Annotated in this window: 6 protein-coding genes; 3 read left to right on the forward strand and 3 right to left on the reverse strand. The window is 68.7% G+C overall.

Translation table 11 applies throughout. The annotated features are described in order from the left end of the window. Positions 1-173: 173 nt before the first annotated feature. The 3 genes from ACH4D5_RS22430 (at position 174) to ACH4D5_RS22440 (ending at position 6,231) form a co-directional block, all read left to right on the forward strand. Positions 174-2,597: an MMPL family transporter gene (locus ACH4D5_RS22430; RefSeq protein ID WP_398305249.1), complete on the forward strand. Its 2,424-nt coding sequence runs from the start codon at positions 174-176 to the stop codon at positions 2,595-2,597. 60 nt (positions 2,598-2,657) lie between these two features. After that, the gene (locus tag ACH4D5_RS22435; protein WP_398305252.1) at positions 2,658-4,712 is read left to right on the forward strand and encodes an APC family permease; all 2,055 of its coding nucleotides are present in this window, start codon (positions 2,658-2,660) and stop codon (positions 4,710-4,712) included. A gap of 154 nt (positions 4,713-4,866) precedes the next feature. Next, positions 4,867-6,231 (forward strand): class I SAM-dependent RNA methyltransferase, encoded by a 1,365-nt coding sequence (locus ACH4D5_RS22440; RefSeq protein WP_398305255.1) that lies wholly within the window; start codon positions 4,867-4,869, stop codon positions 6,229-6,231. A gap of 61 nt (positions 6,232-6,292) precedes the next feature. Here ACH4D5_RS22440 and ACH4D5_RS22445 read toward each other — a convergent pair whose 3' ends face one another. The 3 genes from ACH4D5_RS22445 to ACH4D5_RS22455 are packed head-to-tail and all read right to left on the reverse strand — an operon-like array spanning position 6,293 to position 11,586. After that, the gene (locus ACH4D5_RS22445) at positions 6,293-8,455 is read right to left on the reverse strand and encodes a DEAD/DEAH box helicase (protein WP_398305258.1); all 2,163 of its coding nucleotides are present in this window, start codon (positions 8,453-8,455) and stop codon (positions 6,293-6,295) included. Continuing rightward, positions 8,455-9,780: a BREX system ATP-binding protein BrxD gene (brxD, locus tag ACH4D5_RS22450; protein ID WP_398305261.1), complete on the reverse strand. Its 1,326-nt coding sequence runs from the start codon at positions 9,778-9,780 to the stop codon at positions 8,455-8,457. Before brxD ends, ACH4D5_RS22445 begins: the two co-directional genes overlap by 1 nt. Positions 9,781-9,837: 57 nt before the next feature. Further along, positions 9,838-11,586: an AIPR family protein gene (locus tag ACH4D5_RS22455; protein ID WP_398305263.1), complete on the reverse strand. Its 1,749-nt coding sequence runs from the start codon at positions 11,584-11,586 to the stop codon at positions 9,838-9,840. Positions 11,587-11,611 lie beyond the last annotated feature (25 nt).

Below are 11,611 nucleotides of genomic sequence, written 5' to 3' on the forward strand. Positions count from 1 at the left end.
ATCCGCGGCCCGCCGGCTCCTTCCCGCGCCCCCGGCGGCAGCCGCATGACAGTTGACGGCTCGCTCCGTCACCTGTCAGTGTCTTCTTACACGTGAAGCACATGAGGCACGTGAAGCATGCGTACATCCGTACATGGCACGGCAGGACGATGCCGAAAGGGCGGGGGACGGACATGAGAAAGCGATCGGTCACGGTGCGCGTGGCCCGGTGGAGCGCGCTGCACCCATGGCGGGCGATCGTCGGCTGGCTGGTCTTCGTGGCGCTCTGCCTCGGCGGCGGAATCGCCGCCGGGACGAACAGCGCGACCTCGGAGGACTTCCGCGTCGGCGAGGCGGGCCGGGCCGAGGCCCTGGCGACCGGGGGCGGCATCCCGCTCCGGTCCACGGAACACATACTGATCCGCGCCGCGGCGGGCTCCTGGGACAAGCCGGGGCCGCTGGACAGGGCGGCGGCCGACGCCGCCGTCAAGGACATCACCGACCGCATGCGGGCCCTGCCCGAGGTCGCCTCGGTCAAGGCCCCGGTCCCCTCCGCCGACGGACGCGTCCTGCGGGTCCCGGTGGAGCTGACCGGCTCCGAGCAGGACGACCAGGACCGCGTCCCGCCGCTTCAGGCCCAGACCGAGAAGGCCGCCGAGGCCCACCCGGACCTGCGGATCGAGGAGACCGGCGACGCCTCCGTGAGCAAGGGCGTCGACGGCCAGCGTGACAAGGACCTGAAGTTCTCCGAGGCGATCACCCTGCCGGTCACGCTGATCACGCTCGCCGTGGTCTTCGGCTCGGTCGTCATGGTCGGCGTACCGCTGCTGCTCGCCATCACCTCGATCATGGCGACGATGGGCCTCGCGATGGTGGCCTCGCACCTCCTGCCCGACACCGGCGTCGGGATGAGCATGATCCTGCTCATCGGCATGGCGGTCGGCGTCGACTACACGCTCTTCTACCTCAAGCGCGAACGCGAGGAGCGGGCTCGTGCGGGCGGCCGCCTCACCTCGGAAGCCCTGGTCGAGGCCGCCGCCGCGACGGCGGGCCGGGCGATCGTGGTCTCCGGGCTCGCGGTGATCGTCTCCACCACCGCGCTCTTCCTCGCCCGTGACGTCATCTTCGACTCACTCGCCACCGGCACCATCCTGGTCGTCGCCGTCGCCGTGGTCAGCTCCGTGACGGTCCTGCCGGCGCTCCTGGTCACGCTCGGCCGACGGACCGAGCGCCGCGCGGCCAAGCGCGCGGCGCGGGGGAAGCCGGTCCGGTCGCCCGGGTCGCACAGGTCGCACGGGTCGCACGGGTCGCAGGGATCGGACTTTTCGGACGGATCCGACGTGTCGTACGGATCGGATGTGTCGTACGGCGAGAAGAAGCCCGGCCGCGCCTGGAGCGCCCTGCTCGCCCCCGCCCGCAAGCGCCCCGCGCTCACCCTCTGCCTCTCCGTCCTCGTCATGCTGGGCCTGGCGGTGCCCGCCCTGGACATGAACCTCAAGAACCCCGCGCGGGACAGCTTCTCCCGCGAGATCCCGGCGATGCGGGGGTACGACACGCTGCTCGAAACCTTCCCCGAACAGCGCCTCCGCCACCTGGTCGTGGTGCGGGCCGAGGCCGCGCGGGCCGCCGACGTGAAGGCGGCCCTGGAAGAGCTGGACCGCAGGGCACAGGACGACCCGCTCTTCTCGCACCCCGCACGCACCCCGCTGCTCCGCACCTCCGAGGACCGGCGGACCACCACGCTGGAACTCAACGCTCCGCACCCGACGTACTCGAAGAAGGCCGAAGACTCGCTCGACCGCATCCGTCACGACCACCTCCCCGCGACCGTCGGCAGGCTGCCCGGCGTCGAGACGGCCGTCACCGGTGAGGTCGCGCGCGGCGTCGACTACGTAGGACACCAGAACGAGAAGCTGCCGCTCGTCCTCGGCTTCCTGCTCCTGATGACCTTCGTCATGACGGTCTTCGCGTTCCGCTCGGTCGTCCTCGGACTGCTCGGCGTCGTCCTCAATCTGCTCTCGGCCGCGTCGGCGCTCGGCATCCTCGTCCTCGTCTTCCAGGGCGAGTGGGCCGAGGAGCTGCTCTCCTTCATCTCGCTCGGCGGAATCTCCTCGCGCGTGCCGCTCTTCCTCTTCGTGATCCTCTTCGGGCTCTCGATGGACTACCAGGTCTTCGTGGTCAGCCGCATCCGCGAGGCCGCCCTGAACGGCGTCCCCACGCGGCAGGCGGTCATCGACGGCATCACCTCCTCCGCCAAGGTCGTCACCAGCGCGGCGATCGTCATGGTCACCGTCTTCGCGAGCTTCGTGATGCTGCACATCTTGGAGATGAAGCAGATGGGCCTCGTCCTCGCGGTGGCCGTCCTGCTCGACGCGTTTGTGATCCGCGTCATGATCCTGCCCGCCGCGCTTCTCCTGCTCGGCCGCGCCACGTGGTGGCCGTCCGGCGCGATCCGCCGCGCGGGGGCGCGGGCCGCGGGGCGCCGGGGGACGGGAGAGCAGGTCGCGGGGGAGCAGGTCGAGGGGGAGCGGGCCGTGGCGGAGCAGGTCGCGGGGGAGCGGCACACGGGGGCGGACCACGCCCGTCCGGAGGGGCGCAGGATCGCACAAGGCCGATAGTCGGAGCAGCTGGGGGTGGTGGGTGGGCGCGCCCCCATTCGAACGCTTACGATCCTCTCCGTGTCCAAACTGACCGACGTGCCCAAACGGATCCTCATCGGGCGCGCACTGCGCAGTGACCGGCTCGGAGAAACGCTCCTGCCGAAGCGCATCGCACTCCCCGTCTTCGCCTCCGACCCGCTCTCGTCTGTGGCGTACGCGCCGGGAGAGGTTCTTCTCGTCCTCTCCATCGCGGGTGTGTCGGCCTACCACTTCAGCCCGTGGATCGCCGTCGCGGTCGTCGTGCTGATGTTCACGGTGGTGGCGTCCTACAGACAGAACGTGCACGCGTACCCGAGCGGTGGTGGCGACTACGAGGTCGCCACCACCAACCTCGGCCCCCGCGCCGGACTCACCGTCGCGAGCGCCCTGCTCGTCGACTACGTCCTGACCGTGGCCGTGTCGATCTCCTCGGGCATCGAGAACCTCGGCTCGGCGGTCCCGTTCGTGGTCGAGCACAAGGTGCTCTGCGCGGTGGCCGTCATCGTCCTCCTCACCCTGATGAACCTGCGCGGCGTGAAGGAGTCCGGAAAGCTCTTCGCGATCCCGACGTACGTCTTCGTGGCCGGCGTCTTCCTCATGATCGCGTGGGGCGCCTTCCGGGGCATCGTCCTGGACGACACCATGAAGTCGCCGACCGCCGACTACGAGATCAAGCCCGAGCACCAGGGCCTCGCGGGCTTCGCGCTCGTCTTCCTGCTCCTGCGGGCCTTCTCCTCGGGCTGTGCGGCGCTGACCGGCGTCGAGGCGATCAGCAACGGCGTCCCGGCCTTCCGCAAGCCGAAGTCCAAGAACGCCGCGACGACCCTCGCGCTCATGGGCGGCCTGGCCGTCACGATGTTCTGCGGCATCATCGGCCTCGCCATGGCGACCAACGTCCACATGGCCGAGAAGCCGGCCCACGACCTGATCCACAACGGCGTGCCGGTCGGCAGCGACTACGTCCAGAACCCGGTGATCTCCCAGGTCGCCGAGGCCGTCTTCGGCCACGGCAGCCTGCTGTTCATGATCCTCGCCGCGGCCACCGCGCTGGTCCTCTTCCTCGCGGCCAACACCGCGTACAACGGCTTCCCGCTGCTCGGCTCGATCCTGGCGCAGGACCGCTACCTGCCGCGCCAGCTGCACACCCGCGGCGACCGCCTCGCGTTCTCCAACGGCATCGTGCTGCTCGCCGGCGCGGCCGCGCTCCTCGTGGTCGTCTACGGCGCGGACTCGACCCGCCTGATCCAGCTCTACATCGTCGGCGTCTTCGTCTCCTTCACGCTCAGCCAGATCGGCATGGTCCGGCACTGGAACCGCCACCTGGCCACCGAGAAGGACCAGAACAAGCGCCGCCGCATGGTCCGCTCGCGCGCGATCAACACGTTCGGCGCGTTCTTCACGGGCCTCGTCCTGGTCGTCGTCCTGGTCACCAAGTTCACGCACGGCGCCTGGGTCGCCCTGCTCGGCATGTGCATCTTCTACGCGACGATGACGGCGATCCGCCGCCACTACGACCGCGTGGCCGAGGAGATCGCGGCCCCGGAGACGCCGGGCGACGACAGCGTGCGCCCCTCCCGGGTCCACTCGATCGTCCTGGTCTCCAAGATCCACCGCCCGACGCTGCGCGCGCTGGCCTACGCGAAGCTGATGCGCTCCAACACGCTGGAGGCGCTCAGCATCAACGTCGACCCGGTGGAGACCAAGGCCCTCAAGGAGGAGTGGGAGCGCCGCGGCATCACGGTCCCCCTGAAGGTCCTCGACTCGCCGTACCGCGAGATCACCCGCCCGATCATCGAGTACGTGAAGAACCTGCGCAGGGAGAGCCCGCGCGACGTGGTCAGCGTGATCATCCCCGAGTACGTGGTGGGCCACTGGTACGAGCACCTGCTCCACAACCAGAGCGCACTCCGCCTCAAGGGCCGCCTGCTCTTCACGCCGGGCGTCATGGTGACCTCCGTCCCCTACCAGCTGGACTCCTCGGAGGCCGCGAAGAAGCGGGCCCGCAGGCGTTCGGAGTGGAACGCGCCGGGAGCGGTGCGGCGGGGCCCGGTGGAGAAGCCGAAGCGCGTGAAGGAGCCGAGCAAGAAGGCCTGACGCGGTCGGACCACACTGCACGCCTGGTACGGCGCGCTCCTCCTGGTAAGGCGGCCGGACGACACCCACGTAGACTGGTGGGCTGTGGTCCGGCCGTCTGCGGTCCGGCCGTTCCCCGCCCTCTTTCCCCCTTACGTTGTGGAGTCACCCCGCCATGCAGGCAGAACCGAAGAAAACGCAGGCGGGGGACTCGTCGGCAGCGTCGGCCTCACTGGTCGGCAAGGAGTACGAGGTCGAGATCGGCCCCGTCGCGCACGGCGGCCACTGCATCGCCCGCACGGACGAGGGCCAAGTGCTCTTCGTACGGCACGCGCTGCCCGGCGAGAAGGTCGTCGCACGCGTGACCGAGGGCGAGGAGGGCGCACGCTTCATCCGGGCCGACGCGGTGGAGATCCTGACGCCCTCCAAGGACCGCGTGGAGGCCCCCTGCCCCTACGCGGGCCCGGGCCGCTGCGGCGGCTGCGACTGGCAGCACGCGAAGCCGGGCGCGCAGCGCCGCCTCAAGGGCGAGGTCATCGCCGAGCAGCTGAAGCGGCTCGCGGGCCTGACTCCGGAGGAGGCGGGCTGGGACGGCACGGTCATGCCCGCGGAGGGCGACAAGCTCCCGCCTGGCGAGGTCCCGTCCTGGCGCACGCGCGTCCAGTACGCGGTGGACGCCTCGACCGGCAAGGCGGGGCTGCGCCGCCACCGCTCGCACGAGGTCGAGCCGATCGAGCACTGCATGATCGCGGCGGAAGGCGTCTCCGAACTCGGCATCGAACAGCGCGACTGGTCGGGCATGGCATCGGTCGAGGCGATCGCGGCGACGGGCTCCCAGGACCGCCAGGTGATCCTGACCCCGCGCCCCGGCGCCCGCCTCCCCATCGTCGAACTGGACAAGCCGGTCTCGGTGATGCGCGTGGGCGAGAAGGACGGCGGGGTCCACCGGGTCCACGGCCGCCCCTTCGTCCGCGAGCGGGCCGACGGCCGCACGTACCGGGTCGGCAGCGGCGGCTTCTGGCAGGTCCACCCGAAGGCGGCCGAGACCCTCATGCTGGCCGTCATGCAGGGCCTCACGCCCCGCAAGGGCGAGTCGGCCCTCGACCTCTACTGCGGCGTCGGCCTCTTCGCGGGCGCGCTGGCCGACCGCGTCGGCGAGAAGGGCGCGGTGCTCGGCATCGAGTCCAGCAAGCGCGCGGTGGAGGACGCCCGCCACAACCTCGCGTCGTTCGACCGCGTCCGCATCGAACAGGGCAAGGTCGAGTCGGTCCTCCCGCGCACGGGCATCACCGAGGTCGACCTCATCGTCCTGGACCCGCCCCGCGCAGGCGCCGGCAAGCAGACGGTCCGCCGACTGGCGGGTCTTGGCGCACGACGCATCGCTTACGTGGCCTGCGATCCGGCCGCGCTGGCGCGGGACCTCGGGTATTTCCAGGAGGGCGGGTATCGGGTGCGGACGTTGAGGGCGTTTGATTTGTTTCCTATGACGCATCATGTGGAGTGTGTGGCGATTTTGGAGCCTGCTGCGAAGGCCGTCTGACCCGTAGGTAAGGCGTCACTCGCCCAGTTGCGAGGCCCGTGAGGCGGCTGGCGCGCCCGCGTCACCAAACGGTCGAGAACCGGTTCGGTTCTGCCAGGACGGCGTGTGCGCCGTCGAAGTCGGCCAGCCTCGCCGAGAGGGTGGCCACGGCCAGCCGCTGGGGGAGCGCTGCCGAGAACTTCAGGCCACGCACTGCCCGCTGGTCGACTTCGGGCATGACCAGTGCCGGACCGGCCCGTACGACGTCCAGCGCGGCGCGCCACATGCCGGGGCTCAGATCCTCTCGTAGCCGTAGGTAGGAATCTGTCGGCCGCTGAACGGGATCGGCGATGGACGACAGCGTCGCGCCCAGCGTCGCATTGGCCCGATAGCCCGCCCACGTCCACCAACGGACGTCGTTTCCGCGCCGCGCGACCAGCGTCCCGCCGGGGTGGACGAGGTGCGGGGCGTCGTCGTCGCGCCACTCCTGAAGGCAGACCTCGGCTCGCTGGGTGAGCGAGACCTGGGGGTCGGCACCCAGAAGGACATCCCGCATGGCTCGCGTCAACTCGTACGAGAGCCCGACGAGCATGCCTCCGGACCACTTGGCGATCCCGCCGCCGTCGACCGGCTCGACGAACACCCGCTTGCGCCCCCAGTCGATGAACGTCACCTGCCAGCTGCGACCCGCCAGCAGCAGTCGTCGCGGGCCCGGGCGTTCCTCCGTGAGTAGGGACGGATCCATCCGGCCGATTTCGGCGCGACCGGACAGGACAGTGAATTGCGGTGGCGCGGTGAACGACGCCGTCAGCTCGATGAAGTGGCGTCGTCCGAAACGCCGTTCGGCTTCCAGGCCGATGAACAGCATGCCGTCGTCGGTGTCAAGGAAGCCTTCCTCCGTCAGGTGACGCAGGATGGGAGCGGCGGAACGGTCGAAGGGGGCCAGACCGTTCCACTGCTCGGGCCACGTCTGATCGCCCAGCTTGTGTTCCTGGAGCGTGGCGGCGAGCAGTTGTTGTGCGACGAGATGGCGCGGCGCGGGCGGTGCGACAACCGGCTCCACCCAACCGCGGCCCCATAGGAGCAGCAACGCCGCGGCCTGCAGCAGAGTGTCCTTGCGGGTGGCCAGGAACAGGCAATTGCGGGTGTGGCCCTCACGGCGGCCCGTACGCCCGACACGCTGAAGGAACGAGGCGACTGTGCTGGGCGAGTCAATCTGGACGACTCGGTCGAGGTCACCGACGTCGATGCCCAGTTCCAGGGTGGACGTGGCCACGATGACACAGTCGCGAGCCTCGGCGAACGCCTTCTCGGATCGGGCGCGTTCGTCGGCCGAGAGGGAGGCGTGAGACAGGAAGACCGTGACGTCACGCGCCCGGAGCGCCGCACCCAGCTCCTCGACGTGCCGTCGCGACTCACAGAAGACCAGCCGCTTTTCGCCCCTGTGCAGTGCCGCGATGACCTTTGCCGCATTGGACAGCGATCCCACGTAGTCGAGTGTGATTTCGCCGGGTGGAGGCCCGGTCGCGTCGCCCGCCGGCACCTGCGTGGACGTCACGACCGAGGGTGCCGTGAGCTCCGGGCCGATGACCCGCCCCGCCCGCCGACCGGCACCGGACCCTTGTAGCCAGGTGAGCAGTTGGCGAGGATTACCGACGGTTGCCGACAATCCGATCCGCTGAATCGGATGCCTGGTGACCCGTTGGAGGCGTTCGAGGACCGCCAGGAGATGCCATCCCCGGTCGTCGCCCGCGAACGCGTGTACCTCGTCGACAACGACGGACCGGACACCCCCCAGCAGGTGTGCGTGATCCGTCTTCACCCCGATCAGCATGGCTTCCAGCGACTCGGGCGTCGTCAGCAGGATGTCGGGCTTGTCCGTGCGAATGCGCTGACGCTGCGACTCCTGCGTGTCCCCGTGCCACAGAGCCGCGCGCCGTCCGAGCCATTGCGCGTAACCGTCGACGCGTGTGACCAGGTTGTTGAGGAGCGCCTTGAGCGGGCAGAGGTAGAGAACCGAGGTGCCGGTCCAGCCCTGTGCCGACATGGCAGACAGGATCGGCAGACAAGCTGCCTCGGTCTTGCCGCCGGCGGTGGGTGCGAGGAGCACGGTGTCTTCGCCGTCCATCACCGGATTGATCGCGGCCCGCTGCAGGGGCCGCAGGTCCGGCCAGCCGAGCGTGTTGACCACGTGGTGCAGGATGACGGGGTCGAGCCGGTCGACAGGGTCCGCGGCCGACGTCATCACAGTTCCAGGTCGATGTCGTCGGCCGTCGGAGGCCCGGCCGAGTTCCGCTCCACTTCGGTGAGTTCACTGCCGTCGACCGTGAGCCGGTAGTGCTGCCGTGGGTCGAAGTCCGGAAACTGGTCGATGCGGTCGAGGACGTCGCCGACCAGCTTCTTGAGGAAGAGCCGGGGCGCGACCCCCACCTTGCCGCCGAGGGCCCCGCCCACCGCACGGGCGAGATCGGCGACATACGCGTCGTCCGCCAGGCTTTTGATCCGGTCGGGCGAGTCCGCTCCGGACGCGTAGAGATCCCGGATGGTTGTCCCGAGGCCGGTCAGCGACTCCAGGGTGAATCCGGACAGGCGCAGTTGGACCGCCCGCGGGTTGTCGAAGCGAGGATCGGACGTGAAATCGGTGGCGAGCCGTTGGGCGAGCGGCGGGAGTCGCTGGACACCCTGCTGGCCGTCGTAGAAGGCGGGTGTGCCGGTGATGACCAGATAGAGGCCGGGAAACCGCCCCGAGTGGACTTCGTCGATCAACTGACGCAGAGCGTTGAGTGCCTTGTCCCGTGCGTCCGAGCGCACTCTCTGGAGGGTTTCCACCTCGTCCAGTACGACGAAAAGTCCCCGGTGGCCGGAATCCCGCAGGACGGTGAGCAACCCCTGAAGAAAGCCCAGGGCTCCGAAGTGGTCGAGGTCGCCACGTACCCCCGCGGAACGGCGTGCCGCAGCCGCCACATGGGGCTGGCCGCCGAGCCAGGCGAGGATGGCCGCTGCCGTCGCCTCGTTGCCCTTGGCGAGCGTGGTCCGGTAGCCGCGCAGTGCTGTCGCGAAGGACGGGGCGTGCCGGGAGACCTCGGTCAGCCGGGCGGTCAGTAACTCCTCCACCGCGCCGCTCAGATCGTCCTCGTCGGCGCCGGCCGCGAGAGCATCCTCCTCCAGGGCGTAGAACCAGGCGTCCACCACGGGCCGCAGGGCACTTGGCGGGAAGCTCGGGGTGGACAGCCGCTCGGTGAGGCGCCGGTAGACGGTCTCCAGCTTGTGCAGCGGAGTTTCCGTCTCCGAGACCTGGATCTCGGCAACGGCGAAGTTGCGCTGCTTGGCGCGCTCTCCGAGCCACCGGGTGAAGAACGTCTTACCGGAACCGTACTCACCTCGCACCGCCTTGAAGACCGAGGCGCCCGAGGCGACCGCGTCGAGTTCCACATCGAGCGCGGACTCGAAACGGTCGAGACCGGTGGCAAGAAGATCCAGGCCGCTCTCGGGCACCGCACCGCGCCGGAGCGCGTCGAGGGCGGTACGTCGCCGGGCAGCAGATACAGGAGAAGAGCGGGGGTCGATCACTCGCTCATTGTCCCATCTGCGCACGGCGGAGGACCGGCCTCCGGCCCTCCGCCGAGGTCACCTGCGACGGTGGCTGCCGTATCCGAGGTTGGCCGTGAGGTAGGAGACGAATTCACTGCTCTTAGCGGTCTTGTCGGCCCCTGACCGGTTCTCCCGCTGAAAGTTCTCGAACTGCTCCTGAAGCGATGCCCACAACCACTCAAGGCGCGCCGCGCTCGGGAAGACGTCTTCCCGAGCGGCGTTGTCCAGGGTCTCCGGCTTGCTGAACACGCGGCCTATGAGGTCGACGGCACCGAGCATGGCGAGGTGGAAGTGGAGGTTTGTATGCAGTGAGCGGGAGTTGGGATCCGACGTCGACTGCAGGAACTCGTCCACCTGACGTTGCGCCTTGGCCAGCCACAGATAGACGGGGAGTTCTGTCCTCGCCGAGAAGACCCGCCTGTAGTCGGTGTCGGACTTCAGCAGACTCGAGGGGCGGGCGCGGGCGTAGTCGGGTTGGCCAAGGGCCATGGCCATCACGGACTGTGCCAACAGGGGAATGCTGACGATACGGTCGGCCGGCTTTCCCTGGTTCCGGTAGAAGTTCTTGCGCCGGTCGTAGAACCAGTCGTGTTCCAAGAAATACGACTCGATCTGCCGTTGAATGTCGTCCGTGGCCCGGAGAGAGGCGACGGGCACGCTCGTCTGGCGGTTGGTGGCGCGGATGACGGAGTCCCTGGCGGCCTGGTCCACGGTGACGAGAATGCGCACCTGCACGAGCCTGTCGAAGACAGGGTCGGCCGGGTCGGTCAAGTAGAGGTCGTACAGCGTTTCGTGGAGCGTGTACGACGTCTGAAGACCGTTGACTATCTGTACGTCGGAGAGGCTGAGCCGCTTTCCGACGGAGGTCGCCTGCGAGCACACGATGGTGATGCCGTTGTTGAGCCACCAGAACTCGGGCGCCTCAGGGTTCTGGAGGGAAGCCGTGATTTCCCGGTTCACCTCGACGTTGCCCTGATAGTCACGGACGTTCCAGTCGAAGATGTGGGACTTGATCGCCCCGCTCTCGTGGCTGAGGAAATCGAGGTACTCACCCAGGCCGACGAGTGCGATGTGGCTGGTGCCGTGGGTGATGCTCTCCCTGTAGGGCAGTTCCAGGGTGTACGAGGGGAGTGTGCTGGCACGCTGCCAGAGTTCCGAGGGGCCGAGGAACTCGACCTCGCCGGTGGAGATGGCGAAGGCTTTGGTGAACTGCGTCTCCAGGATCTTGGCCTTCGCCTGGACCTTGGGGTGCACCTCGCTCGCTTCGCCGCGCGTCACGTAGGAGAACTTGATGAGTACGGTCGGATGGCGGGTTAGGAGCCGCGTCAACGCCGTTCTGAAGAGCCTGAAGCGGGCGAGGAGATCGGCGGTGTACAACACCCCGACGGTCTCGTCGTCGACCTCCATGTTCAGCAGGTTCGCGCAGGTGGAAGCCACCTTGTCCAGAGCTGTTTCGGAGAAACCGGCACTGGTCTTGGCCTGGATGAGCCAGAGGGTCAGCTGGCTTCCCTGCTCCACGTTCGAGACAGCGGAGTGCTGCTGAAAGATCTCGCTGTCCTCGTGGAGGAGCCGGCCGCCGAGAAAGACGTAGGCCCCGTCGATGCCGCCGTCGTTGGCGCCTCCGATCACGCCGGCCTCGATCTCCTCCTCCGAGAGGTCGAAGCCGTGCAGCGCGTGCTCGCTGGCGAACCTCTCGAAGGCCGCGTCGAACGAGAGAGGGACGGAGCGAGTGGTGCGGCGCTCCTCGATCATTTGGTTGATCAATACGCGGTCGTTGGCGCTCATGGCTCCTGGCTCATCGGTGGTGGTG

Source organism: Streptomyces sp. NPDC018029, from assembly GCF_044327655.1.
Lineage (GTDB): Bacteria > Actinomycetota > Actinomycetes > Streptomycetales > Streptomycetaceae > Streptomyces.

What these genes read in the sequence shown, in the direction of transcription:
- ACH4D5_RS22430 (WP_398305249.1), top strand. Translation starts at nt 174, where the DNA reads ATGAGAAAGCGATCGGTCACGGTGCGCGTGGCCCGGTGGAGCGCGCTG.
- ACH4D5_RS22440 (WP_398305255.1), top strand. Translation starts at nt 4,867, where the DNA reads ATGCAGGCAGAACCGAAGAAAACGCAGGCGGGGGACTCGTCGGCAGCG.
- ACH4D5_RS22445 (WP_398305258.1), bottom strand. Translation starts at nt 8,455, where the DNA reads ATGACGTCGGCCGCGGACCCTGTCGACCGGCTCGACCCCGTCATCCTG.
- ACH4D5_RS22455 (WP_398305263.1), bottom strand. Translation starts at nt 11,586, where the DNA reads ATGAGCGCCAACGACCGCGTATTGATCAACCAAATGATCGAGGAGCGC.